This is a genomic window from Hymenobacter piscis (assembly GCF_018760735.1).
GTDB classification, from domain to species: Bacteria; Bacteroidota; Bacteroidia; order Cytophagales; family Hymenobacteraceae; genus Hymenobacter; species Hymenobacter piscis.
Genome location: NZ_JAHHZN010000008.1, coordinates 121,295 through 145,033, shown reverse-complemented (window position 1 = coordinate 145,033; position 23,739 = coordinate 121,295). Strand labels below are relative to the sequence as shown.

At 64.1% G+C, this 23,739-nt stretch carries 21 protein-coding genes; 11 read left to right on the top strand and 10 right to left on the bottom strand.

The features are described 5' to 3' along the window. Positions 1-415 precede the first annotated feature (415 nt). Positions 416-1,960 carry a hypothetical protein gene (locus tag KLP40_RS10875; RefSeq protein ID WP_215593805.1) on the top strand — a complete coding sequence of 515 codons (1,545 nt, stop codon included), beginning with the start codon at positions 416-418 and terminating at the stop codon, positions 1,958-1,960. A gap of 108 nt (positions 1,961-2,068) precedes the next feature. Here KLP40_RS10875 and KLP40_RS10870 read toward each other — a convergent pair whose 3' ends face one another. Together KLP40_RS10870 and KLP40_RS10865 are read right to left on the bottom strand one after the other, a co-directional pair. Further along, positions 2,069-2,914, bottom strand: a complete 846-nt coding sequence (locus KLP40_RS10870; protein ID WP_215593804.1) for a hypothetical protein — start codon at positions 2,912-2,914, stop codon at positions 2,069-2,071. A gap of 11 nt (positions 2,915-2,925) precedes the next feature. Next, the gene (locus KLP40_RS10865) at positions 2,926-3,390 is read right to left on the bottom strand and encodes an ABA4-like family protein (RefSeq protein ID WP_215593803.1); all 465 of its coding nucleotides are present in this window, start codon (positions 3,388-3,390) and stop codon (positions 2,926-2,928) included. Between the two features lie 154 nt (positions 3,391-3,544). Here KLP40_RS10865 and KLP40_RS10860 point away from each other — a divergent pair, with 154 nt between their 5' ends. Next, the gene (locus tag KLP40_RS10860; RefSeq protein ID WP_215593802.1) at positions 3,545-4,243 is read left to right on the top strand and encodes a hypothetical protein; all 699 of its coding nucleotides are present in this window, start codon (positions 3,545-3,547) and stop codon (positions 4,241-4,243) included. A 175-nt stretch (positions 4,244-4,418) separates the two neighbouring features. Here the strand turns inward: KLP40_RS10860 and KLP40_RS10855 are convergent, their stop codons facing one another. From KLP40_RS10855 to KLP40_RS10845, 3 genes are all read right to left on the bottom strand, one after another. Further along, positions 4,419-4,874 (bottom strand): hypothetical protein, encoded by a 456-nt coding sequence (locus KLP40_RS10855; protein WP_215593801.1) that lies wholly within the window; start codon positions 4,872-4,874, stop codon positions 4,419-4,421. A 117-nt stretch (positions 4,875-4,991) separates the two neighbouring features. Continuing rightward, positions 4,992-7,154 carry a dipeptidyl peptidase 3 gene (locus KLP40_RS10850; RefSeq protein WP_215593800.1) on the bottom strand — a complete coding sequence of 721 codons (2,163 nt, stop codon included), beginning with the start codon at positions 7,152-7,154 and terminating at the stop codon, positions 4,992-4,994. Between the two features lie 255 nt (positions 7,155-7,409). Then, positions 7,410-8,534, bottom strand: a complete 1,125-nt coding sequence (locus KLP40_RS10845) for an AMP-binding protein (protein ID WP_215593799.1) — start codon at positions 8,532-8,534, stop codon at positions 7,410-7,412. A 163-nt stretch (positions 8,535-8,697) separates the two neighbouring features. Between KLP40_RS10845 and KLP40_RS10840 the strand changes: the two genes are divergently transcribed. Then, positions 8,698-8,901 carry a hypothetical protein gene (locus KLP40_RS10840; RefSeq protein ID WP_215593798.1) on the top strand — a complete coding sequence of 68 codons (204 nt, stop codon included), beginning with the start codon at positions 8,698-8,700 and terminating at the stop codon, positions 8,899-8,901. A gap of 336 nt (positions 8,902-9,237) precedes the next feature. Here the strand turns inward: KLP40_RS10840 and KLP40_RS10835 are convergent, their stop codons facing one another. The 5 genes from KLP40_RS10835 to KLP40_RS10815 all read right to left on the bottom strand — a co-directional run bounded on the left by KLP40_RS10835 (position 9,238) and on the right by KLP40_RS10815 (position 14,478). Then, positions 9,238-9,588 (bottom strand): DUF6370 family protein, encoded by a 351-nt coding sequence (locus KLP40_RS10835; protein ID WP_215593797.1) that lies wholly within the window; start codon positions 9,586-9,588, stop codon positions 9,238-9,240. A 97-nt stretch (positions 9,589-9,685) separates the two neighbouring features. Continuing rightward, positions 9,686-10,510 carry a 1,4-dihydroxy-2-naphthoyl-CoA synthase gene (gene menB, locus KLP40_RS10830; RefSeq protein WP_215593796.1) on the bottom strand — a complete coding sequence of 275 codons (825 nt, stop codon included), beginning with the start codon at positions 10,508-10,510 and terminating at the stop codon, positions 9,686-9,688. A 118-nt stretch (positions 10,511-10,628) separates the two neighbouring features. Further along, positions 10,629-12,548: a 2-succinyl-5-enolpyruvyl-6-hydroxy-3-cyclohexene-1-carboxylic-acid synthase gene (menD, locus tag KLP40_RS10825; protein WP_215593795.1), complete on the bottom strand. Its 1,920-nt coding sequence runs from the start codon at positions 12,546-12,548 to the stop codon at positions 10,629-10,631. A gap of 64 nt (positions 12,549-12,612) precedes the next feature. After that, a complete protein-coding gene (locus tag KLP40_RS10820) occupies positions 12,613-13,827 on the bottom strand; it encodes a chorismate-binding protein (RefSeq protein ID WP_215593794.1) in 1,215 nt (404 codons plus the stop codon). Positions 13,828-14,061: 234 nt separating this feature from the next. Further along, positions 14,062-14,478 carry a PaaI family thioesterase gene (locus tag KLP40_RS10815; protein ID WP_215593793.1) on the bottom strand — a complete coding sequence of 139 codons (417 nt, stop codon included), beginning with the start codon at positions 14,476-14,478 and terminating at the stop codon, positions 14,062-14,064. A gap of 190 nt (positions 14,479-14,668) precedes the next feature. On the opposite strand from KLP40_RS10815, the gene KLP40_RS10810 reads away from it, so the two are divergent. From KLP40_RS10810 to KLP40_RS10775, 8 genes are all read left to right on the top strand, one after another. Then, positions 14,669-15,292 (top strand): histidine phosphatase family protein, encoded by a 624-nt coding sequence (locus KLP40_RS10810; protein WP_215593792.1) that lies wholly within the window; start codon positions 14,669-14,671, stop codon positions 15,290-15,292. Positions 15,293-15,747: 455 nt separating this feature from the next. Then, positions 15,748-16,632 (top strand): sugar phosphate isomerase/epimerase family protein, encoded by an 885-nt coding sequence (locus KLP40_RS10805; protein ID WP_215593791.1) that lies wholly within the window; start codon positions 15,748-15,750, stop codon positions 16,630-16,632. Positions 16,633-16,791: 159 nt separating this feature from the next. Further along, entirely contained in the window at positions 16,792-18,468 is a 1,677-nt protein-coding gene (locus tag KLP40_RS10800; protein WP_215593790.1) for a GMC oxidoreductase, read from the top strand. A gap of 11 nt (positions 18,469-18,479) precedes the next feature. After that, positions 18,480-19,094: a gluconate 2-dehydrogenase subunit 3 family protein gene (locus KLP40_RS10795; protein ID WP_215593789.1), complete on the top strand. Its 615-nt coding sequence runs from the start codon at positions 18,480-18,482 to the stop codon at positions 19,092-19,094. A 217-nt stretch (positions 19,095-19,311) separates the two neighbouring features. Next, positions 19,312-20,466 (top strand): Gfo/Idh/MocA family protein, encoded by a 1,155-nt coding sequence (locus KLP40_RS10790; RefSeq protein WP_215593788.1) that lies wholly within the window; start codon positions 19,312-19,314, stop codon positions 20,464-20,466. Between the two features lie 96 nt (positions 20,467-20,562). Then, positions 20,563-21,615, top strand: coding sequence for a sugar phosphate isomerase/epimerase family protein (locus tag KLP40_RS10785; RefSeq protein ID WP_215593787.1), 1,053 nt, complete (start codon positions 20,563-20,565; stop codon positions 21,613-21,615). A gap of 12 nt (positions 21,616-21,627) precedes the next feature. Continuing rightward, positions 21,628-22,101: a c-type cytochrome gene (locus KLP40_RS10780; RefSeq protein WP_215593786.1), complete on the top strand. Its 474-nt coding sequence runs from the start codon at positions 21,628-21,630 to the stop codon at positions 22,099-22,101. Between the two features lie 378 nt (positions 22,102-22,479). Then, positions 22,480-23,739: a nucleoside permease gene (locus tag KLP40_RS10775; protein WP_215593785.1), complete on the top strand. Its 1,260-nt coding sequence runs from the start codon at positions 22,480-22,482 to the stop codon at positions 23,737-23,739.

Genomic DNA, 23,739 nt, shown 5'->3' with positions numbered 1-23,739 from the left:
GGCTTCCGGCGTCCGGCCCTGCTTCCCCACCCTGCCGGCGCATTCGGGCCGCCTGCCAGAATCAGCGCTGCCGGAGGGGAGAGAGCGTGTAAGAGCCCGGCCGGCTTCCGGGCTGGTAGAAGCCTTGGTTTGGTTCAATTCGGGATGGTATAGAGGCGAGGGCTCTGCGCCGGCCGGGCGGGGTGGCCGCTCGCCGGAGAACCTGTTGGGCCGCCGTTACGAGAGCCGAAAATAGTATCGGCCAGGGAGTGAAAAATAGTGTGGACATGGCATCTTTACCCGTTATTGTTGTCGGCAAGTACCACCGGCTACCTCGCCTCAGGAAACTATTATCCCGGCTGGGTACTATTTCTATAAAATTGTTTTTTGGAAATAAGTAATTGTAAATCAAAACGTTGACTTTTGACTGCCTACGATGCCCAACGGAAGTAACGACCCGGTTTTCCAGCTGATAAAGACCCTGAGCCGCACCGAGAAGCGGCACTTCCGCCTGTTTGCTAACCGGCAGGGCTCCACTGAGGGGCTCAAGTTTCTGCAGCTTTTCGACGCCCTCGACGGCCAGGAGCGCTACGATGAGGAGCGGGTGCTGGCCCAGGTGCCGGCCATCAGAAAAATACAACTCGCCAACCTCAAGGCCAACCTCTACCGCCAGCTGCTCTCCAGTCTGCGCATGTACCACGCGGGCCACAACCTCGATATTCAGCTCCACGAGCAGCTGGATTTTGCGCGCGTGCTCTACAACCGAGGGCTGTACCAGCACAGCCTGCGGATGCTGGAAAAGGTGAAAACCACTGCCCAGCAGGCCGAAATGCGCCACATTGTGTTGCAGGTTCTGGAATTCGAGAAGCTCATTGAGGGCCAGTACATCACGCGCAGCATCCGGGGGCGGGCCCGCCAGCTTTCCGACGAGGCCAGTCACACGGTGGCCCACGTAAGCCGGGAGCACGAGCTCTCCAACCTGGCTTTGCGCATGTATGGGCGCTACCTCAAAATCGGGCACACCCGCAACCAGCAGGATTACGAGAAGATAACGGCCTATTTCCGCGAAGGGCTGCCGGGGCTGAACCTGCGGGAAGCCAGCTTTTTCGAGCAGCTCTACTATTACCAGGCTCACGTGTGGTACTACACCATCACGCAGAATTTCAGCCAGTGCTTCCGCTACGCCCAGAAGTGGGTGGATTTGTTCGAGCACAACGACCTGATGCGGGAACAGCAGCCCATGCTCTACCTTAAGGGCCTGCACAACCTGCTCGTGACCACCTACAACATGCTCTATTACAGCCGGTTTGAGCAGGTGCTGGCCCGGCTGGAAGCCTACGCCCAGGACCCCGACCGGCGCACCAATCCCAACCTCGAAACGCTACTGTTTCTGTACCTCTACACCAACCGCCTCAACGGCTACTTCATGCGCGGGCAGTTCACCGAGGGGCTGCAAATCGTGCCCGAGCTGCTCGAAAACTTGGAGCGGTTCCGCCTCCAGCTCGACCCGCACCGCCGCTTAGTGTTCTACTACAAAATTGCCAGCCTCTACTTTGGCAGCGGCCAGCCCGGCCCGGCCATCGAGTACCTCAACAAGGTCATCTACTTCAAGGAAGCCAGCCTGCGCGAAGACATCCAGTGCTTCGCCCGCATCCTGAGCCTGATTGCCCACTACGAGGCCGGCCGCGACGAAGCCCTGGATTATCAGATCCGGTCGGTGTACCGCTTCCTGGGCAAGATGAACGACCAGCAGCCCATGCAGGAGGCCATTTTCCGCTTCCTGCGCACCCTCGGCGACTGGACGCCGTCCCAGCTCAGGGAGGCCTTCACCAAGCTCAAAAACCAGCTCACCCGCATTGCCGAAAACCCCTACGAACGGCGCCCCTTCCTCTACCTCGACATCATTTCCTGGCTGGAAAGCAAAATCGAAAACGTCCCCGTCCAGGACATCATCCGCCGCAAATTCACCCGCCTGCGGTAGCGGTGAATGAGTGAAGTGGTGAATGCGTGGGATGCCAACGTCAGGCATAAAGCCACAACATCAGCATCTCACGCATTCACCACTTCACTCATTTACCACTTCACTCATTTACCACCTCACCAACGGCACGCCGCGCAGGGCCTGGATGAAGAGGGCCGCCACGGCGGCTACGTACCCCGCGGTGCCCAGCCAGATGAGCGCGCCGGCGTGGCGCGGCAGCCAGCGGCTGAGCGCCCAGCCCAGCAGGGGCAGGAGTTGGAGGGCGTGCAGGCCCAGGAAGTGGGCTGCGCGCAGGTCGCCGGCCCGGGTGCTCCAGCCCAGACCGGGCAGGCCCGGGCCGCCATCGGGGGCGCCCACGGTGTGCTGGCTGAGGTGAATCATCATGCCGCCCAGCACCGAGCCCACCAGAAACACCAGCAGCCCCAGCCGCACGCCCCACACGTAACCGGCCGGGCCCTGGGGCCGGTGCCGCCAGACTAGGTAAACGGCCCAGCCGGTGAGCAGGGTGTTCATCAGAATGAACACGCCCATGAGGCCGAACAAAACCCCGTCGAAGGTGGTGGCGGCGTTGTAGTGGGAGGTGGTGCCCCGGGCTGCCTGCCCGAAAATGCAGGCCATTTCCACCCCCATGCTCAGGGCCACGCCCCAGCTGAGGCGGCGTACGTCGGGCTGCGTGGCCGCCGGCAAATCGGCCAGCAGCCAGCCCAGCGTCCAGACGTAGGCCACGATGGAGGCGGTGAACTTGAGCGGCTTCAGCCACACCGGCGCGCCCGTCACGAGGCGCCCGTCCAGGGGCAGCAGCACCAGCGTAGCCACCAGCAGGCCCAGGTGCAGCCAGCCCGTCAGGCTCAGGACCGGGTTCACGCGGTGGAGCACCCGCAGCCAGCTCGGCCCAGTGTTCAATTGGGAGTTGGCGGCAGTGTTTTTCGGCGAAGCAATGGCGACTGATAACATGGCGGTGGTGGTTAGGAAGGAACCGAAGCAACGGGTGTAACTGCCGACACGGGCGCGTAGAAGCGGCGGACCAGCGCGTAGAGCAGCAGCCCCACCGGCCCGAACAGGAAGGTGAGCAGCAGGCAGGGGACCAGCAGCAGGTGGGGCACGCCGCGGCGGCGGGCATCGAGGCTTTCCCAGATGCCCAGGCTCAGATCAAAACACAGGTAATGCACCCAGCCGGCCAGCAGGGCCCAGGGACTGCGGAACAGAGCGGCTACCTCACGCAGGGACCCAAAGCCGCCCTCGGTAGCGTGCGGACCCAGATAATGACTGCCAATGAGCAGGGCGTAGGCCCCGGCCAATACCAAGGGAAACGCCCCGCTGAGTACGAGCCGGTGGGTGCCGCGCCAGCGCGGAGCCAGCACCAGCAAGGCCCAACCCAGCAGGGCGATGGGGTTGGCCAGGGAAAACAGCAGGTCGGGGGAGAGGAACATATACCACCACGGTTGGTTTGCACCCGTAAACATGTCCAAAAGCCGCCACTTGGCCCACCGGATGCGGGGTGAACCCGCAGACCGGGCCGGTGGAACGGCGTTGCCGCCCGGGTGAGCCGGGCGCCGCTCCCGCCTCTGCCCCTACCTTTGCCCCGTGAAAGTTGCCCGTTTGGTTGTTGTAGTGCCGTTGCTGACGGCTGGTTGGCTGGCCGCCCGGCCGGCGGCCGCCACCGTTATTGCCCGGTTCGACACCACGTTTGTGCGCAATGGGCACCGGCGGCCCGTTTTTCAGTTCGACCAGCGCTTCTCCATTCTCAATGGCAAGGTGGTGGGCATCAACGGGGTGAAAGGCGGGCTGGAGTGGCGGGGGCGCTGGCGGGCGGGCCTGGGCGTGTACCGCCTCTCGGGGGGCGTGCCCACCCGGGCGGCGCAACCCGTCGGCACGCCCCCCGGTACCCGCGACGAAGTGCGCTTCCGCTACCTGGCCGGCTACGGCGAATACGTGTTCATTGGCAACCGCCGCTGGGAGCTGAGCACGCCCCTGCAGATCGGCATCGGGAGCTACTATACCAAGTATTCCTACCCCGATGGGGGCGTGTACCGCACGCCCTCCGAAATCCTGTACCTGGTGGAGCCCTCGGTAGCCGCCCACTACCGCGTGTTCCGGTGGGTAGGGCTGGGCGCGGGCACCGGCTACCGGCAGATTTTCGCCTCCGGCCCCAAGCCCGCGGACGAAATCAGCGGCTACATCTTCTTCGCCCGCGTCAAGCTCTTCCTCGGCGACCTGCACAAAGTTGTGCGCGGCCGGGAGCGGCTCTTCACCCAGAAAGGGCTGAAAAGAGTGAATGAGTGAGCTGGGGAATGGACCTGTCATCCTGAGCGGAGCGAAGGACCTTATCCCGTAAAAAAGGCTCTTATAACGACTCTTTTCTATTTGATAAGGTCCTTCGCTCCGCTCAGGATGACAGGTCCATTCCCCAGCTCACTCATTCGCCACTTCACTCATTCACCGAGTCACGCATTCCCCGCTACCGGCCGGGGGTGAGGGCTTTGGCCGAGAGGGCGCGGCGCAGCACGTAGCGGCGCACGTACCGGCTGGCATCGGCGGCGGCGCGGCTGTTGACGGGCGTTTCCAGAATCTGCACGATTTCCCAGCCCAGGCCACCCATGTAGTTGATGGCGCTGATGGGCGTGGCAAATACTTCGAGCCGGCCGGCCTCGCGCTTCATCTGCTCCGAGCCGCCCAGCTTCTCGTAGCCGTAGCCGAAATCCACGTAGATGTCCTCGGTTTTGCCTTTGTCGGGGGTGCCGGTGCCGCTGTTGATGACGCCCACGTGGGTCAGCTCGCAGTATTCGTAGCGGGCGGGTTGCACCATCACCGTGGCTGGCGCGGCGGCTGGCTTGGCCGGGGCCGTTTGGGCCAGGGCGGTAGTACCGGCCGCCAGGCTGGCGCCCAGCAGCAGGAAGGAGAAGAGGTATTTCATGGGGTTGTGGGGAACTGAGGGTCTGGGTTTCGAGGAACTGGGTTGCGGGGGAAGCGGAGAGTCTGGGGAATGAATATATACCAACTCAGTTCCCCAGACCCCCAGACCCTCAAAACCCTAGTTGAAATTCGGCAGGAGCTTGTACTTGCGGCCGTAGTCGAGCATTTGCTCGCTGAAGCTGGCGGGGTAGTCCAGCTTCACGTCTACCATCTGACCGTCGCGCATGACGGGGGTAAGGTGGGGCTGCACGAAGCCGGCGTAGGGGGCAATGCCCAGCTTCTGGTAGCGGGCCAGCACTTCCTTGTGCAGCACAGGGTCTACTTTCACGCCGTAGGTTTCTATCAGGGCCTTGCCGGCCGCGTAGTCGCCCTCGCTCGTGATGCGCTGCAGCTCCCGCAGCAGCTGCCCGAACAGGCCGCGCAGCTTCTCGTAGTCGGTCACGCGGAAGTAGGTTTTGCCCTCGCGGGTCACGCGCTCAATCACGTTGTCCTTTTTGCCCTTCTCGAAGGCCCACTTGGCCACCATCTGGCGGTTGCGCATGTGGGCTTCTTCCACCGTTTCACCCAGCTGCAGGCGCACGAGCTGGGTCATCAGGCCGTTGCGGATGTAGCTGTCGTACTCGGCCTTGGCCACGTCGGCCGAGGGGACCACGCCCAGCTGCACCAGCTTGGGGTCGGGCAGGTAGTAAAGGGCCACGAGGTCGGCGCGGGCTTCTTCCAGGGCCGAGGCGTAGCTTTTCAGGGTTTCCTTGGGCGTACCCACGCCCTTGTTGATCTGGCCCGAGGCGTGCCCGATGACCTCGTGCATGTCGGTGTGGAGCTTGCCGGCCAGGCCGGAATACTGCCGGGCCCGCTCCTGCTCGGCTTCATCAAAGGCGAATTCCTCCAGCATCCCGCCCGCGTCGGCCGCCCCGTAGGCATCCACGATGTTGCCCAGGTTCACCGATTTGGAGCCGTGCTCCTTGCGAATCCAGGTGGCATTGGGCAGGTTGATGCCGATGGGCGTGCCGGGGGCCGCGTCGCCACCTTCCACCACCACCGTAATCACCTTGGCCGTGATGCCCACCACGTTCTGCTTCTTGTGCTCGGGCTTGATGGGCGAGTTGTCCTCGAACCACTGGGCCTCGTCGCCGATGGCCTGGATGCGCTTGGTGGCCTCCAGATCCTTGAACGACACCACCGACTCGTAGCTGGCGCGGTAGCCCAGCGGGTCGCCGTAGACCTCAATAAAGCCGTTCACCACATCGGTGCGCGACTTGGTATCGTGCACCCAGGCAATGTTGTACTCGTCCCACTTCTTCAGGTCGCCGGTCTGGTAGAATTCCACCAGCTTCTGCAGGGCCAGCTTCTGCTCGGGCGTGTCGGTCACGTCCATGGCCTTCTTGAGCCAGAAGACCACCTTGGTCAGGGCCTCGCCGTACATGCCCTCGGTGCGCCAGACGCGCTCCGTAATCCGGTTCTGACGGTCCTTCACCAGCTTGGAGTTCAGGCCGTAGGAAATGGGCGTGGCGTCCTTGGGATTGATTTTCTTCTTGTAAAACGACTCTACTTCGGCCTGCGAAACACCTTCGTAGAAGTTGGTGGCCGAGGTCTTCACCAAATCCTGGCCGGCTTCCTGGTTCACCCGCTTGGGGGCCACGGTGGGGTCGAAGATAATGGGCGTCATCGTGGCCAGAAACTTGGTCACCGATTCGCCCTTTTCCAGGGGTAGCAGCTTGGAGTCGGTGGCGAAAATCAGCTCCCGGAAGTAAGCCGGCGTGCTTTCGGGCACGAACTTGCGGGTGCTGTAGTGGTGGTGGATGCCGTTGCTGAACCACACGCGCTTGGCATAGGTGGCAAACTTCTCGGCCTGGTCGATCTGGGTCTGGTTGGTGCTGGCGGTGCGACGGTCCTCGTTGGCCTGCCACACGGCCTCCAGGGTGCGGCGCACGCGCAGGTTATGCTTGTAGTTCTGGTCGTAAATGATGTCGCGCCCGCTCAGGGCCGCCTCGTACAGATAGTACAGCAGCTCCTTCTGGCGGGGCTCCAACTGCTCGAAGCCGGGCACCTGGTAGCGCAGAATGCGCAGGTCGGCGAATTGCTCCAGCACCACTTTGAAGGGCGGCTGAGCAGGTACCGCCGGGGCGGCGGCCGTAGCCGCGCCCAGCTGGTTCACGGCATCGGCCGTGGCGGTGCTGACGGCGGCGGTAGGTGGGGTGGTTGTGGTGGAAGTGCTGGCGCAGCCGCTGCCGAGTTGCGTGAGCAACAGGAGCACCGCCGCCGAGAAGCGAGTGGGAGTCATGAACGGGGAACTAGAAAAGGAACTTGTACAAATCAACGGATAATTTCACAATTGCTAGGGACTGGGGTAATGGGGGACTGAGGGTCTGGGGGTACAAGACAAAAACTGTCATCCTGAGCATTCCGCGCATCAAGCGGCGACGAAGGACCTTGCACCACCTGCTGTTGGGATACAAGGTCCTTCGTCGCCGCTTGATGCGCGGAATGCTCAGGATGACAGGACTTCTTCTAGCCTCTCAGCCCCCTGGACCCCCGGTTACCGCTTCAGGCTGCGCAGGGTGGCGGGGCGGTCGAGCTTGCCGGAGGCAGTGGTGCGGAAGGCGGGCAGGAACACCAGCTCCCGGGGCACTTCGTACTTGGCAAGGCGGCCGCCCAGCAGGGCCAGGAGCTGGCGCTGCTGAGCCTCAGGGAGGGTGGGCCCTTCGAGGAAGGCGGTGACCTGCTCGCCCAGGCGCTTGTCGGGCCGGCCGGCCACGAAGGCGCGGTGGGGCAGGCCCAGCTCCGTGAGGGCCACTTCCAGCACCTGCTCCACCTTTTCGGCCTGCACCTTCACGCCCCCGCTGTTAATCACGAAATCAACCCGCCCCAGCCACTCGAACGTCTGGGCGTCGTCGGCCAGCGTGATGCGGTCATTGGTGGTGATGAGCTGGTTATCGGTTACGTCGGCGCGTACGGTGAGGCAGCCGCGGGCATCCTGACCCACCGTAACGCCGGGCAGCACCCGGTAGCTGGCCTGGGCCTGGGGGCCGTTGAGGCGGCGCAGGGCAATGTGGGAGGCCGTTTCCGTCATGCCGTAGGTGAGGTAGAGGGGCACCCGCAGCGCCTGCAGCTCCCGCTCCAGGCTGCGCTCCACGGCCGCCCCGCCCACCAGAATGGCGCGCATCCGGTTCAGGCGCGGGGCGTGGCCGGCGGCCAGCACGGCCCGCAGCTGCAGGGGCACGAAGGAAGCAAAGTCGAACTCGGCCGCAGTGGGCACCAAAGCCAGCGGGTCGGCCTGGGGCTCCACAATGGTCAGGTGCATATTCCGCTCCAGCCCGCGCACGAGCATCATCAGCCCGCCCACAAACTCGCAGTTCAGGCACACCAGCATCCGGTCGCCGGGCCCCAGGTCGAAGTAGTCGCCGGTGCGGCGGGCGGAGGCTTCGAGCTGGCGGCGCTTCATCTGCACCAGCTGGGGCTGGCCGGTGGAGCCGGAGGTGCGCAACCCGAATTCCTGAGCTCCGTTGAGCCACTGGCGCACGAAATCCAGCACCCGGGCCTCGTAGCCGTTCAGGTCCCGGGGGGCGTTGGCAGGGTACTGCCGGATGTCGGCGTAGCGGAACTCGCGGCCGTTGAGCAGCAGCGAATCGGGAAGCAGGGGGCTGGAATCGGGAGCCGGCATGGGCAGGGGGCTGGGAAGAAGCAGGAGGTCTGGGCGCAAAGGTTTCCAGAAACAACCACAACCCCAACCGCCGGGTTGTGTTGGGGCGGCTGGTGGCGCAATTGGACTTGACAATGAGGGGATTAAAGTCGTATCTTAAGCTTTTCACCAACCGCGCCCCGCCATGTCTGCCCAGCCCGTGAGTCCGTTTGCCCTGGCCCGCACCTTCGTTTTCCGCCGCTACCTCACCGTCCGCCACCGCCTCACCGACCTGCGCGCCGCCGCCGAGGCCGTACGCCTGCGCCGCAAGCAGGAGCGCCACGACCGGCGCATGCGCGACTTCTACGGCTGGTGCGAGGCCTGCCGCGCCCTGGGCTCCATCTTTTAGGGCCGCAAGACCCGGCAGCACGTCCGTCCCCGGCAAGCTCGGCACGTCGTTCGGCTGTATTCGTCCGCCAACAAGGCCCGTCCGCAACGCTGCACGGACGGGCCTTGGTCTGTATGGGGGTGGGGGCTACTGCCGGCAACAGGCACGAGAATAAATTTGTGGTAGCGGCCCTATTCCAGAAGCCGAGGCAAGCAAAACACCCGGCTACATGGCACCTCCCACGTCGGCCGCGGCCCCTGATTCCACTCCTTGCCGGCTCGTGCATTGCCAAAACGCCGCGCTACCCCTTCCCGGGTGGCGCGGCGTTTTACTCGGTAAATCAATCCGGCGCGCCGGTTACCGGGCCGTTTCGGGCAACAGCCGGAAGTAGGTAGCCACAAACCGGTCGTTCACCACTTGCCCCTGCACCTCGGCTCTGCGGATTTTCTGGCAGAACCCGTCCGCGGCGTGCGCGTCGCCGTGGGAGTCCACGGTGGTGCCGTCCACGAAGTAGCTCTTGCCCTCGATGCGTACGGCCAGGTCGCAGCTTTTGCCCGGCAGGTCCAGGCGGCACTGCCCGCAGGCGGCCTCCACCACCTGCACCGGCTGGGTTTTATCGGGGGTGGCCGCAGCTTTGGGAGCCGACTGGGCCAGCGCTGCAGTGACCGGGGCCGTGCTGAGCAGCAGCAGGAGCAATAAGGATTTCATCAGGTAAATACAAGAGACGGACGAGGGTGAAAAAGGCGTAAAAAAGCCCGCAGAAGCCAGCTTGGCCGGTTCTTTCGGTGACCAGATGCCGCTCCGGTTACGGGAACTTGGGATACTTGTCGAAGTCGGGCTGGCGCTTCTCCACGAAGGCGTTGCGGCCTTCCTTGGCTTCCTCGCTCAGGTAGTAAAGCAGGGTGGCGTTGCCGGCCAGCTCCTGAATGCCGGCCTGGCCGTCGAGCTCGGCGTTGAAGCTGGATTTGAGCATCCGCAGTGAGAGCGGGCTCTTCTGCAGGATTTTGTGGCACCAGCTCACGGTAGCCGCCTCCAGCTCGGCCAGGGGCACCACCTTGTTCACCAGGCCCATGTCGAGGGCCTCCTGGGCATCGTACTGGTCGCAGAGGAACCAGATTTCGCGGGCCTTCTTCTGACCCACGATACGCGCCAGGTAAGAGGCACCGAAACCGCCATCAAACGAACCCACTTTCGGGCCGGTCTGGCCGAAGCGGGCGTTGTCGGCGGCAATGGTCAGGTCGCAGACCACGTGCAGCACGTGGCCGCCCCCGATGGCCCAGCCGGCCACCATGGCAATGACGGGCTTGGGCAGGGAGCGGATGAGTTTCTGCAGATCGAGCACGTTGAGGCGGGGCACGGCGTCGTCGCCCACGTAGCCGCCGTGGCCACGCACGCTCTGGTCGCCGCCCGAGCAGAAGGCCTTGCCGCCCTCGCCCGTCAGAATCACCACCCCGATATCGGTCCGGTCGCGGCAGATGTGCATGGCCTCAATCATCTCCTGCACCGTGAGCGGGGTGAAGGCGTTGTGCACCTGGGGGCGGTTGATGCTGATTTTGGCAATGCCGCCGTGCTGGGTGAAGAGGATTTCTTTAAACTCCTTGATGGGAGTCCAGGTGATTTGTTCAGCCATAAAAGGGGGGCGTTCTAAGCGAAGCGAAGCATCTTACCACGTCCGCGCCGCAAGGTGGGGAATAAGCCAACGAAAGCAGCCGTGGGCAGATGCTTGCTTCGTCAGCGTAAGAGGTCAGTTAGGAAAAGGACGATTTTACCGCGTTCCGGTAATGGTCGAAGAAGGCGGCATTGGTCGGGCTGTCGGTGGTGATTTCGAGCAGGGCCGCGCCGCCTTCCGCTGCAAAGAAAACCGGTAGCACCGACTCTAGTTCAGAAAAATCCGCCACCGGGAAGTAGCGCAGCCCAAAATCCCGGGCCGTATTGGCGGCCGTGAGCGGCTGGCGTGTCTCGAAAAACTCCTCCAGCTCCGGCTGCTGGCGGGGCCCCTCAATGAGGCGAAAAATGCCGCCCGCGTGGTTGTTGAGCAGCACCACCCGCAGGTTGGGCACCGGGTAGTTGTGCCAGAACGCGTTGCGGTCGTAGAAAAAGGCCACGTCGCCGGTGAGCAGTACGGTGGGCCGCCCGGGCCGGGCCAGGGCGCTGCCCACGGCCGTGCTGGTGCACCCATCAATGCCGCTGGTGCCCCGGTTGGCGAAGATTTCGGCCGCGTGGCCCGCCGGCAGCCCCAGAATGTTGGCGTAGCGCACGGCCATGCTGTTGGCCAGGTGCAGGGCCGCCCGCGCGGGCAGCTGCTGCAACACCCTGTGAATAGCCGAAAACTCGTTGAACGGCTGGTCGGGCCGCTGCATGAACTCTGCTAAAAAGCCGGTGGCCCAGTTCTCGGCCGCCAGCCAGGGGCGCAGGTAAGCCGCTTTTTCGGTGCCGCCCTCCGCCGATACGGGCCAGGTCAGGCGGGGCCGCGGGGCCACGCGGGTGGCATCCTGGGGCATCACCTCACGGGACCCCTCCGGGGCCGCCCCCCTCTCCTCGGGGAGAGGGGGAATGTTCTGACGGACTGCTTTAGGGCTGTTGATGTCAGGCTCCCCCTCTCCTGAGGAGAGGGGGTTGGGGGGTGAGGTCAACGCCGCGAAGAAGTCCGCGGGCTCCAGGCGCACCACCTGGGTCAAGGCCTGGAAAGTGTCGGCGACGGGACCGGCGGCCTGGATGTGCCAGTGTTGGGCCGGGCGGTGCTGGCGCAGGTAGAGCTTGAGGGCCTTGGAGATGAGCGACTGGCCGAAGGTGATGAGCAGCTCGGGCCGCAGGGCCTCCTTGAGGCCCGCCTCGGGCACGGCCATGAACACATCCTGGCGGCCCAGGGGGAGCAGGCGCTGGTCGTAGCTGGCGGCGGCGGGCTGGTGCAGGTTGGCAATCAGGTCGCCCACCACCGGTACCTGCCAGGCGGCGGCAAACTGGTGCAGGGCGAGCTGCAAGTCTGTATCGGCGGGGTGCTGGCCGGCCACTACCAGCACGCGGCTGGTGGCGCGCAGGGTATCGGCCAGCTCCCGCAGGACGGCGGCGGGCAACTGGGGGCGGCCGGGCAGCTCCCGCGTTACTTTTACCGGCCCGAAGGTCAGCTCCTCGTCGGCCTTAGGGTAGAACGGCTCCCGCAGCGGCACGTTCACCTGCACCGGCCCGGCCGGAAACTGCTCGGCCAGGGTGATGGCCTCGCTCACGAGGCGGGCGGCGTGCCACCGGGCGTCGGGGTGGGTGGTGTCGGTGGGAAAGGTGAAGGCGCCCTTGGCGTGCACGCCGTAGAGGTTGGTCTGGCGGATGGTCTGGCCGTCGAGCTGGTCAATCCACTCCGGGGGGCGGTCGGCGGTGAACACCACCAGCGGAATCTGCTGGAAAAAGGCTTCTGCCACGGCCGGGGCGTAGTTGAGGCCCGCCGTGCCGGAGGTGCAGACCAACGCCACGGCCCGCCGCTGGGACTGGGCCAGCCCGAGGCCAATGAAGGCGGCGGCCCGCTCATCGGGCACCGTGCGCACCGTAATGGCAGGGTGGCGGGCGAAGGCAATGGTCAGGGGCGCGCACCGGCTCCCCGGCGACAACACCACGTCGGTAATGCCCAGCTGCGCGCAGATTTCGGGGATGTTATGGACGGCTTGCAGAGTGGACATGGGGAATTTTCGGGAGTATTGAAAGAACTGTCATGCTCAGCATGACCCGGTTTTTGATACGCATTCATCCCAAAACCGCGCCCACGGTGCGTAGCTTCAGCTCCGTTTCTTCCCATTCGCGGGCCGGGTCGGAGTCGGGAGTGAGGCCGGTGCCGGCGTAGAGCACGGCCTGACCGGGGCGCAGCTGCAGGCAGCGCAGGTTTACGTAGAGGCGGGCCGCGCCGGGCGCGGGCAGGTTTACGGGCCCCAGGAAGCCGGCGTAGTAGGCGCGGTCGTAGCCCTCGTGGTCGCGGATAAAATCCAGGGCCGCCTGCCGGGGCATGCCGCCCACGGCCGAGGTGGGGTGCAGCAGCCGCAGCATATCGGTGCCGAGGGAGGCGAAGGGCACGTTGCGCAGGTCCACGGCAAAGTCGGTGCGCAGGTGCAGCACGTCGCCGGCCACTACGGTGCGCGGGCCGGTTTCCTGGTACTCACGCAGGCGCAGCTGCTTGAAGCAATTGACGATGTAGCGCGCCACCAGGGCCTGTTCCTCAATTTCCTTCTGCCGCCAGATGGCCTCGCTGGGCCGGTTTCCGGGCAGCAAAGGCTGGGTGCCGGCCAGGGCCATCGTCCGGAACACCTGGTCTTCGCCCACCTCGGCCAGCACCTCGGGCGTGGCGCCCAGCCAGGTGCCCGCCCCCGGCGCACTCACCAGCGACACGAAGGCGTTGGGGTAGCGCTGCTGCAACTCCCCGAAGGCCCGCAGCGCATCAAACCCGGCGGGCAGCTCCCGCTGCACGGCCCGGCTCGAGACCACCTTTTGCACCCGCCCGCTCCGGATGGCCTCCACCCCGGCCGCCACCAGCGCCTCGTACTCGGTGCGGGAGGCGGGTTTGGGGGCATGCCGGGGCCGCACGTGCCAGTCGAGGGGAGCGGGGCGGGGCAGGGCCGCGAACCGCTGCCGCAGCTCGGGCAGGCGGGCGGCGGCGGCCGGACTCACCCATACTTCCTCGGGGCGGGCTAGGTCGAAATACACATCGGCCGGCAGGAATAGGGGCGGGTTGTGGTCGGATTCCTGGAAGGGGAAGAAGGCGAAGCCGGCCGGGGCGGCGGCCTCCAGCACCGGCGGCAGCCCCACGTAGGCTGCTTCTACCCGCAGACTCAGGCAGAGCCGGGCCTGGGCCGCCCCGGGCAGCCGCCACAGGGCCACCGGCCGGCCGCTGCTCAGGGCCAGCGCCACCAGCTGCCGCAGCCGCTCCGGCGGCGTCAGGTCAGGATTCCAGGCAACGGGTTGGAGCATGATTGAGTAGTGAGTATTGAGTATTAAGTAGGGAGATGAGGGCGGGGCGAAGTTGGTTGAGGCATAAGTTGAAGTATAACAACATTGTCATGCTTCAACTTATGTCCGCGCAGCCGAAGCATCTTTACCGCAACGGTAAATCCGGATGCCAGAGTTAACGCCCCCGCTCCGTAGGCCAGGGTTTAAACCCTGGCCTACTGAACCGTGCGGGCGACGCCGTTGGAGCGTTTCTTCTCACTTCAAATCGATAACCGACATGGTAATGCGGCTGATGCAGACCAGGGCGCCGGTTTGCTCGTGGGTGATGCGGATTTCCCAGACCTGAGTGCTGCGGCCCACGTGAAGGGCGGAGGCTCGCCCGATAACGTAGCCGTCGCGCACGCCCTTAAGGTGGTTGGCATTGATTTCGAGGCCCACGCAGGCCTGTTTGGTGGGGTCAGCCAGGCGGGTGTGGGCGGCAATGCTGCCCAGGGTTTCGGCCAGGGCCACCGAGGCGCCGCCGTGCAGCAGGCCCATGGGCTGGTGGGTGCGCCCGTCCACGGGCATGCGGCCTTCGAGGTAGTCGGGGGTAAGGGCCGTCAGTTTAATGCCCAGCACGTCGGCCAGGGTGGGGCGGGTGGATACCCACTGGTTGAGTTGCTCCAGGGTCATGCGGGAAGTAAGCTAGGGCGGGGGAGAAGGACCGGGCGGCGGCGCCAGGCATAGTTTGGTTGCACAACCGGCCAGCTGCCCGATTGGCCGGCCGGCCGGGCCATTTACTACGGCAAAAGTGGCCGTAACGACAGGCATCCGGGTAAAAAGACCGTACTTTAACGGGGCAAACAGCAAAACTAGCGGGAAAATGGGCGTCAAAAAAATCTACCTCATTCGCCACGGGCAAACCGACTACAACCTGCGCGGCATCGTGCAGGGCAGCGGCGTCGACTCCTCCCTGAACGAGGCTGGGCGGCGGCAGGCGGCCCGTTTTTTTGCGGCCTACCGGCACGTGCCCTTCCAGAAAGTGTACACCTCTCTGCTGCGGCGCACCCACGAGTCGGTGGCCGGATTTCTGGCGCTGGGCCTGCCCCACGAGCAGCACGCGGGCCTGAACGAAATCAGCTGGGGCACCCGCGAAGGCACCCGCATCACGCCCGAGGAAGACGAGGAATACCACCGCGTGCTCCAGGACTGGCGGGCCGGCCACACCACTTCCCGCCTGGAGGGCGGCGAAAGTCCCGAGCAGGTGGCCGCCCGCCAGCGCCCGTTCGTGGAGCTCTTGCTGAGCCGGCCCGAGGAGGAAACGGTGCTTGTGTGCATGCACGGCCGCGCCATGCGGGTGCTGCTGTGCCAGCTGCTGAACTATCCTCTGAGCCAGATGGATTACTTCGAGCACCACAACCTGGGCCTCTACCAGCTCGATTACACCGGCTCCTTTTTTACGGTGCGCAGCTTCCTGAACGTGCAGCATTTGCAGGAAGCGCGCTAGCCGGGGCCGGACTTCAGCAAAGGCCGTTCAGCTGGATATGTATAACCGCCGCCAGCCTCGCGCTGCGGCCCCGGTTTCGCTGCCGGAAGAAGGGCGCCGGCGCCGGAAATGTGCTGCTGATCGGTTCTTAATATAGTGTTTTAACAATCGATTGCGCCCGGACTTTCGCTGGTTCGGGCAGAGAAAGTATGTCCTTGCCGGCTCCCAAAAGGGGAGTTTGGAGCCCCCCCATGCCGTAACGGCCGTTGGGCTGGTAAACTAACGCGCTGGCTGCATTTTGTTTAGTGAGAACAACTTGTAACTTACTCGCTCTGAGTGCCAGGCAGCATGTGCGCTGTCTGCCCGCAAGTGACAAAGTCCGGAACGGCTTCCCACAAGGCCGTCGGCGCCCGCCCGCAAAGGCAGGCGTCTATCCGGAAAAGCGCAGTTCTGTCTCCCGCCCCATTCCTGCCGTTATGCTCCACTCCCGTCGTGCCTTCGTGAAATCTGCCGCGCTGCTTTCCGCCGGCGTGCTCGCCTCTCCCGCTTTGCTGGCCAAGGGCCCGACCGACATCGGCCTGCAGCTCTACACCCTGCGCGACGCCATGCTGAAAGACCCGGTGGGCACGCTGGCGCAGGTGGCCAAGATGGGCTACACCACCGTGGAAGGCGCCACCTACACGGGCAGCCTGAAGTTCTACGACATGACGCCGGCCGCTTTTGCTCAGGTGCTCAAGAAAGCCGGCCTGCGGATGCCCAGCAGCCATTACCTGTTGGGTGAGCAGCAGAACAATGGCCAGCCCACGGCCGGCACCATTCTGCACGGCTGGGACAAGGCCGTGGACGACGCGGCCCAGGTGGGCATCAAGTACATGGTGTGTGCCTGGCTCACCGAGTCGGAGCGCGGCAGCCTCGACCACTACAAGCTGCTGGCCGAGCGACTGAACAAGGCCGGGGAACGGTGCAAAAAAGCCGGCATCCAGCTCTGCTACCACAATCACGACTTCGAGTTTGTGGCTCAGGATGGCAAGCTGCCCTACGACGTGCTGCTCACCACCGACAAGGACCTGGTGAAGATGGAACTGGACCTGTACTGGGCCACCAAAGCCGGCCACGACCCGGTAGCGCTGTTCAGCAAGAACCCCGGCCGCTTCCCGCTCTGGCACGTGAAGGACATGGCCAAAACGCCGCCGCACAGCTTCACGGAAGTCGGCAACGGCTCCATCGACTTCAAGCGCATCTTCGCCCAGGCCAAAACGGCGGGCCTCCGGCACTTCTTCGTGGAGCAGGACCAGACCCCCGGCTCGCCCTTCGACAGCATCCAGCAAAGCATCAGCTACATCAAGCGCAGCCTGGTGTAGGTCCAGAAGAGCGTCATGCTGAGCGGAGCGAAGCATCTCGCGTGCTGACGTTGCCAAAGTAATTTGATTACCCGCCGGCGAGATTCCTCGGCTCCGCTCGGAATGACGTTCTGGTAAATACTCTGCCTTCATCCGCCTACCCTCATCCCACCACATTCTATGGAAAAGAACACGTATGACGCCATTGTCATTGGGTCCGGCATTTCGGGCGGTATGGCGGCCAAGGAGCTAACCGAGAAGGGCCTGAAAACCCTCATGCTGGAGCGGGGGCGCAACATTGAGCACATCAAGGACTACGTGAATGCCAACAAGAACCCCTGGGAATACGAGCACCGGGGCGGCAAAACGCAGCAGATGATCAAGGACCACCCGGTCCTGAGCCGCGACTATACCCTCAACGAAAGCAACCTGGATTACTGGGTAAATGAGAAGGAAAGCCCCTACGTGGAGGCCAAGCCCTTCGACTGGTTCCGGGGCTACCACGTGGGCGGCCGCTCCCTGATGTGGGGCCGGCAGTCGTACCGCCTGAGTGACTATGATTTCGAGGCCAACGCCAAAGACGGTATTGCCGTGGACTGGCCCATCCGCTACAAGGACCTGGCCCCGTGGTACAGCCACGCCGAGAAGTTTGCCGGCATCAGCGGCTCGCGCGAGAACCTGCCCCAGCTGCCCGACGGCGACTTTATGCCGCCCATGGAGATGAACATCGTGGAGAAGGACGTGGCGGCCCGCCTCAAAAAACACTACGAGCACCGCCGCATGATCATCGGCCGCACGGCCAATATCACTCAGAACCATAACAACCGCGTGAGCTGCCAGTACCGCAACAAGTGCTGGCTGGGCTGCCCGTTCGGGGCGTATTTCAGCACGCAGTCGGCCACGCTGCCGGCGGCGGTGGCGACCGGCAACCTCACGCTGCGGCCGTTTTCCATCGTCACGCGCATCCTCTACGATAAGGACACCAAGCGGGCCAAGGGCGTGGAAATCCTGGACGCCGAAACCAACCAGACCTACGAGTACTACGCCAAAATCATCTTCCTGAACGCCTCGGCCCTGAACTCGGCCTGGGTGCTGATGAACTCGGCCACCGACGTGTGGCCCGGCGGCCTGGGCAGCAGCAGTGGCGAGCTGGGCCACAACGTGATGGACCACCACTTCCGGGCCGGGGCCTCCGGCGAAATGCCCGGCTACGAAGACAAGTACGTGTACGGCCGTCGCGCCAACGGCATTTACGTACCCCGCTACCGCAACCTGTTCGGCGACAAGCGCGACTACATCCGGGGCTTCGGCTACCAGGGCGGGGCCGGCCGCGAGGGCTGGGGCCGCGAAATTGCCGAGATGAACATCGGCGGCGACTTCAAGGACGCACTGACCGAGCCGGGCGACTGGACGATGGGAATCATGGGCTTCGGCGAAACGCTGCCCTACCACGACAACCAGATTTCGCTCTCCAAAACCCAGAAAGACAAGTGGGGCCTGCCGGTGCTGGTGATGGATGCCAGCATCCGCGACAACGAGCAGAAAATGCGCATCGACATGATGGCCGATGCCCAGGAAATGCTGGAAAAGGCCGGCGTGAAGAACGTGAGGACCTACAACAACGGCTACACGCTGGGCGGCGGCATCCACGAAATGGGCACCGCCCGCATGGGCCGCGACCCGAAAACCTCGGTGCTCAACCAGTACAACCAGGTCTGGGACGCCCCCAACGTGTACGTAACCGACGGCGCAGCCATGACCTCGGCGGCCTGCCAGAACCCCTCGCTCACCTACCTGGCCCTCACGGCCCGCGCCGTGGACCACGCCGTGCGCGAGCTGAAAAAACAGAACGTCTAACCCCGCCCATCATGAACAGAAGAGACGCCGTAGCCCGCGTAGCCCTCCTCATGGGCGGCACGCTCATCGGAGCCGACTACTTCCTGTCCGGCTGCACCGCCGACACCGACAAGAAGACCGCTACCAAAGCCAAAACCGCCCCGGCCAAGCCCGAAAAGCTGGCCGAGGTGCTGAACGCCCAGCAAATCAACCTGCTCAACGAAGTAGGCGAAACTATCCTGCCGGCCACCAAAACCCCGGGGGCCAAGGAGGCCAATGTGGGCGGCTTCATGGCCGTGATGGTGCGCGACTGCTACAAGCCGGAAGAGCAGAAAATCTTCCTCGACGGCCTGACTAAGCTGGAGGATGCGGCCAAAAAAAGCGGCGGCAAGGACTTTCTGGCCCTGGATGCCGCGCAGCGCACCACCCTGCTCACCGCCCTCGACAAGGAAATGAAGCAGTACGAGAAGGCCAAAACCCCGGAGCAGCCCAACCACTACTTCCGCATGGTGAAGGAGCTGACGCTGCTGGGCTTTTTCACCTCCGAGCCCGGCGCCACCAAAGCCCTGCGCTACCTCCCCGTCCCCGGCAAATACGACGGCAACGTGCCCTACAAAAAAGGCGACCGGGCCTGGGCTACGACGTAGCCTTTAGCTCTAGTCGCCTCACCCCCTAGCCCCTCTCCGAAAGGAGAGGGGGAACTAGACCTAAAAGCACTATCTAGAAAGCTAGATCTAGAGCCCCTCTCCTTTTTCGGAGAGGGGTTGGGGTGAGGCGACTAGAGTTACAACGAAGCGGTAGAGATGCTTCGGCTGCGCTCAGCATGACGGCCAGTAGATTACCTAATAACATAACAGGCACTGTATGAAATTACGCTTGGGCATGATTGGCGGGGGGCAGGGCTCCTTTATTGGGGCGGTGCACCGCATGGCGGCGGCGCTGGATGGGCTGTACGAGCTGACGGCCGGGGCCTTCAGCAGCAACCCGGCTACCTCCCGCGCCACTGGCCAGGAGCTGGGCCTGGACGCCGGGCGGGTCTATGACTCGTACCAGCAGCTGCTGGAGCAGGAGGCGCAGCGGCCGGCCCAGGAGCGGGTGCAGGTCATCAGCATCGTGACACCCAACCACCTGCACTTCGCGCCCGCCAAAATGGCTTTAGAGCTGGGCTTCGATGTGGTGCTGGATAAGCCGATGACGTTTTCCCTGGCTGAGGCCCGGGAGCTGGCCGCCGTGGCGCAGACCACTGGCCGTCGGCTCTGCCTCACGCACACCTACACCGGTTATCCCATGCTCAAGGAAGCCCGCCATTTGGTAGCATCGGGGGCTTTGGGCACTGTGCGCAAGGTGTACGTGGAGTACCCGCAGGGCTGGCTCAGCAGTTTCGAGGAAGGCAACGCCGACAACAAGCAGGCCGCCTGGCGCACCGACCCTGCCCGTAGCGGCGTGGCCGGTGCCATGGGCGACATCGGCACCCACGCCTTCAACTTGGCCGAGTACGTGAGCGGGTTGGAAGTAAGCCAGCTCTGCGCCGACATCCACACCGTGGTGCCCGGCCGCCAGCTCGACGACGACGGGGCGGTGCTGCTGCAGTTTGCCGGCGGGGCCAGCGGCGTGCTGGTAGCCACCCAGGTGGCGGCCGGCGAGGAAAACAACCTGCGCCTGCGCATCTACGGCGAAAAAGGCGGCCTGGAATGGCAGCAGGCCGACGCCAACACCCTGCTGGTGAAGTGGCCCGACCGGCCCACGGAAATTCGCCGCACGGGCGCGGGCTACCTCTGCGCCGCCGCCCGCCACAACAGCCGCATCCCGCCCGGCCACCCCGAGGGCTACCTCGAAGCCTTTGCCAACCTCTACCGCAACTTCGCCCTCACCCTGCGCGCCGACCTGGGCGGCCCGCCCGCCCCGCCCGAAGCCGCCGACTATCCCGGCATCCGGGACGGGCTGCGCGGCATGGCCTTCATCGAAACCGTCATTGCCTCGGGCCGCTCCGCGCAGAAGTGGACTGATTTTACCGTGTAGTTGTCAGTGAGTAGTTGCCCGTTGTCAGTTCGCTCGACAACCAACAACTCCCCACTGACAACCGACAACTACCTCCTGATAACTAGCTAGCCGCCTATGCGAACCATCAAAGGCCCCGGTATCTTTCTGGCGCAGTTCCTCAGCGACCAGGCCCCGTTCAACAACCTGGACAGCATCTGCGCCTGGGCGGCCGGGCTGGGCTACAAGGGCGTGCAGCTGCCCACCACCGACCCGCGCATCATCGACCTGCAGCTGGCCGCCGAAAGCCAGATCTACGCCGACGAGCTGAAGGGCCGGGTGCAGGCGGCGGGGCTGGAAATCACGGAGCTTTCCACGCACCTGCAGGGGCAACTGGTAGCTGTAAATCCGGTGTATGATGTGCTGTTTGACGGCTTCGCGCCGGAAGCCGTGCGCGGCAACCCGAAGGCCCGGCAGCAGTGGGCCGTGCAGCAGCTGAAGTACGCCGCCCAGGCCTCGCAGCGGCTGGGACTCACGGCCCACGCTACCTTCAGCGGGGCGCTGCTCTGGCCCTACCTGTACCCCTGGCCCCAGCGGCCGGCCGGCCTCGTGGAGGACGGCTTTGCCGAGCTGGGCCGGCGCTGGCGGCCGATTCTGGATGCGTTTGACGCGTGCGGAGTGGATGTGTGCTACGAGGTGCACGCCGGCGAAGATCTGCACGATGGCGTCAGCTACGAGCGGTTTCTGGCCGAAGTACACCAGCACCCGCGCGCCTGTTTGCTCTACGACCCCTCGCACTTCGTGCTGCAGTGCCTCGATTATCTGGAGTACATCGACATCTACCACGAGCGGATTCGGGCGTTTCACGTCAAGGATGCGGAGTTCCGGCCCAACGGGCGGCAGGGCGCGTACGGCGGCTACCAGAGCTGGACCGACCGCGCCGGCCGTTTCCGCTCCCTCGGCGACGGGCAGGTGGATTTCAAGGCCATTTTCAGTAAGCTTACCCAGTATGATTACCCCGGCTGGGCGGTGCTGGAGTGGGAGTGCGCCCTCAAGCACCCCGAAGACGGTGCCCGCGAAGGCGCGCCCTTCATCCAGAGCCACCTGATCCGCGTCACCGACAAGGCCTTCGACGATTTTGCCGCTTCCGGCATCGACCAATCCCTCAACCACCAGCTTCTCGGTCTCTAACGCTTCCTTTCCATGAAAAAGGCTTTTCTATTGCTCGCCTGCGGGCCCCTGCTGCTGGCCTGCGGCTCCGATAACACCGCTTCCACCAAAGCCCAAGAGGAATACACCCTGGCCGACGAATCGGCTCCCGCTCAGGACAGCACCACCACCGCCAACCTCAGCGCCGTGGCCCGCCAGCCCCAGGTAGATACCAGCGTCACCAAAATCGGCACGGCCCCGACCGGCGGGGCCGTGGCCGTGGGAGCCAAGCTGATGGAGGGCTCCGACTGCGCCAGCTGCCACCGCGAAAATGAAAAGCTGATCGGCCCCGGCTACCGGGAAATTGCCGCCAAATACCCCAACACCGCCGCCAACGTGACCATGCTGGCCAAGAAGATCATTACCGGCGGCAAAGGCAACTGGGGCGAAATCCCGATGACGCCCCACCCCGCCCTCTCCCAGAAAGACGCCGAGGAAATGACCCGCTACATTCTGGCGCTGAAGTAGTCGGAGCAGCGGCAGTTGAGGTGAACGGTCATGCTGAGCTTGCCGAAGCATCCCTACCGCTTCGTTGGCCGATTGTAGAGACGCAATATTTTGCGTCTCGTCGTTGAACGACTGTCTCCAGTACCAGCAACATCAGCGTCTCGGCGTTGAACAACCGGTTCCCGCACCAGCCAAAACAACGTCAGCAACAAGGAGACGCAAAATATTGCGTCTCTACATCACCCAGTCAATCGTCTGGCTCCCCCTCTCCCCCTGGAGAGGGGGCCGGGGGGTGAGGCGCAATCGTTGCAATGTCAGCACGCGAGATGCTTCGACTGTGGCTGCGCCTCCGCTCAGCATGACGTTTAAAATCAACCTATTCCTAATCCCCACCTGCCCATGACTGCTTCCATCCGCATACGGCTATCCATCATGATGTTCCTGGAGTTCTTCATCTGGGGCGCGTGGTTCGTGACGCTGGGCACGTACCTGCTGCGCAACCTCGGCGCGTCGGGCACGCAGGTGGGGGTGGCGTTTCTGACGCAGTCCATCGGGGCCATTGTGGCGCCGTTCATCATCGGGCTCATTGCCGACCGGTTTTTCTCGGCCCAAAAGATTCTGGGCGTGCTGCACCTAGCTGGCGCGGTGCTGTTGTGGCGGGCCTCAGTGGCGCCTGATTTCGGCAGCTTCTACCCCAGCATCCTCACCTACATGGTGCTGTACATGCCCACGCTGGCGCTGGTAAACTCCATCAGCTTCCGGCAGATGCAAAACCCGCAGAAGGAGTTTGCGCCCATCCGGGTGCTGGGCACGCTGGGTTGGATTGTGGCCGGCCTCACCATTGGCTGGCTGAACTGGGAGCAGACCAACAGCCTGCAAAGCACCTTCCTGATGGCGGCCGGGGCCTCGGCCCTGCTGGGCGTATTCAGCTTCACGCTGCCGGCCACCCCGCCCGTGAAAAAGGACCAGACCAGCTCCCTCGGCAACCTGCTGGGGCTGGAAGCCATTGGCATGCTGCGCAACCGTTCCTACCTGATCTTCTTCCTGGCGTCCATTGCCATCTGCATTCCGCTGGCCTTTTACTACGGGTTTACCAATCCGTTTCTCAACGAAGTCGGAATGAAGTCGGCGGCGGGGGTGCAGAGCCTGGGGCAGGTATCGGAGCTGCTGTTTATGCTGGCCATTCCGCTGTTTTTTAGTCGGCTGGGCGTGAAGAAGATGCTGGCCATCGGCATGGCGGCCTGGGTGCTGCGCTACGTGTTTTTCGCCTATGGCAACGGCCTGGGCAATTACTGGATGCTGATTGCGGGCATCGTGCTGCACGGCGTCTGCTACGACTTCTTCTTCGTGACGGGCCAGATCTACACCGACAACCTGGCCGGGGAGCGGTTCAAAAGCTCCGCCCAGGGCTTCATCACCCTGGCCACCTACGGCGTGGGCATGCTCATCGGCACGCTGCTCTCGGGCCGCATCTTCGACGCGTACCAGACCACGCCCACCACCCACGACTGGCGCATGATCTGGCTGATTCCGGCCGGCATTGCCGTGGTGGTGCTGCTGGCCTTCCTGGCCTTCTTCCGGGAGCAGCCCCAGCCGCAAACCACTGCCGCCGCTGATACCCTGCGCGACCCCGCCACCCCACTCACCCAGGCCGTTTAG

What these genes read in the sequence shown, in the direction of transcription:
- KLP40_RS10875 (WP_215593805.1), top strand. Translation starts at nt 416, where the DNA reads ATGCCCAACGGAAGTAACGACCCGGTTTTCCAGCTGATAAAGACCCTG.
- KLP40_RS10870 (WP_215593804.1), bottom strand. Translation starts at nt 2,914, where the DNA reads ATGTTATCAGTCGCCATTGCTTCGCCGAAAAACACTGCCGCCAACTCC.
- KLP40_RS10865 (WP_215593803.1), bottom strand. Translation starts at nt 3,390, where the DNA reads ATGTTCCTCTCCCCCGACCTGCTGTTTTCCCTGGCCAACCCCATCGCC.
- KLP40_RS10855 (WP_215593801.1), bottom strand. Translation starts at nt 4,874, where the DNA reads ATGAAATACCTCTTCTCCTTCCTGCTGCTGGGCGCCAGCCTGGCGGCC.
- KLP40_RS10850 (WP_215593800.1), bottom strand. Translation starts at nt 7,154, where the DNA reads ATGACTCCCACTCGCTTCTCGGCGGCGGTGCTCCTGTTGCTCACGCAA.
- KLP40_RS10845 (WP_215593799.1), bottom strand. Translation starts at nt 8,534, where the DNA reads ATGCCGGCTCCCGATTCCAGCCCCCTGCTTCCCGATTCGCTGCTGCTC.
- KLP40_RS10840 (WP_215593798.1), top strand. Translation starts at nt 8,698, where the DNA reads ATGTCTGCCCAGCCCGTGAGTCCGTTTGCCCTGGCCCGCACCTTCGTT.
- KLP40_RS10835 (WP_215593797.1), bottom strand. Translation starts at nt 9,588, where the DNA reads ATGAAATCCTTATTGCTCCTGCTGCTGCTCAGCACGGCCCCGGTCACT.
- menB (WP_215593796.1), bottom strand. Translation starts at nt 10,510, where the DNA reads ATGGCTGAACAAATCACCTGGACTCCCATCAAGGAGTTTAAAGAAATC.
- menD (WP_215593795.1), bottom strand. Translation starts at nt 12,548, where the DNA reads ATGTCCACTCTGCAAGCCGTCCATAACATCCCCGAAATCTGCGCGCAG.
- KLP40_RS10820 (WP_215593794.1), bottom strand. Translation starts at nt 13,827, where the DNA reads ATGCTCCAACCCGTTGCCTGGAATCCTGACCTGACGCCGCCGGAGCGG.
- KLP40_RS10815 (WP_215593793.1), bottom strand. Translation starts at nt 14,478, where the DNA reads ATGACCCTGGAGCAACTCAACCAGTGGGTATCCACCCGCCCCACCCTG.
- KLP40_RS10810 (WP_215593792.1), top strand. Translation starts at nt 14,669, where the DNA reads ATGGGCGTCAAAAAAATCTACCTCATTCGCCACGGGCAAACCGACTAC.
- KLP40_RS10805 (WP_215593791.1), top strand. Translation starts at nt 15,748, where the DNA reads ATGCTCCACTCCCGTCGTGCCTTCGTGAAATCTGCCGCGCTGCTTTCC.
- KLP40_RS10800 (WP_215593790.1), top strand. Translation starts at nt 16,792, where the DNA reads ATGGAAAAGAACACGTATGACGCCATTGTCATTGGGTCCGGCATTTCG.
- KLP40_RS10795 (WP_215593789.1), top strand. Translation starts at nt 18,480, where the DNA reads ATGAACAGAAGAGACGCCGTAGCCCGCGTAGCCCTCCTCATGGGCGGC.
- KLP40_RS10790 (WP_215593788.1), top strand. Translation starts at nt 19,312, where the DNA reads ATGAAATTACGCTTGGGCATGATTGGCGGGGGGCAGGGCTCCTTTATT.
- KLP40_RS10785 (WP_215593787.1), top strand. Translation starts at nt 20,563, where the DNA reads ATGCGAACCATCAAAGGCCCCGGTATCTTTCTGGCGCAGTTCCTCAGC.
- KLP40_RS10780 (WP_215593786.1), top strand. Translation starts at nt 21,628, where the DNA reads ATGAAAAAGGCTTTTCTATTGCTCGCCTGCGGGCCCCTGCTGCTGGCC.
- KLP40_RS10775 (WP_215593785.1), top strand. Translation starts at nt 22,480, where the DNA reads ATGACTGCTTCCATCCGCATACGGCTATCCATCATGATGTTCCTGGAG.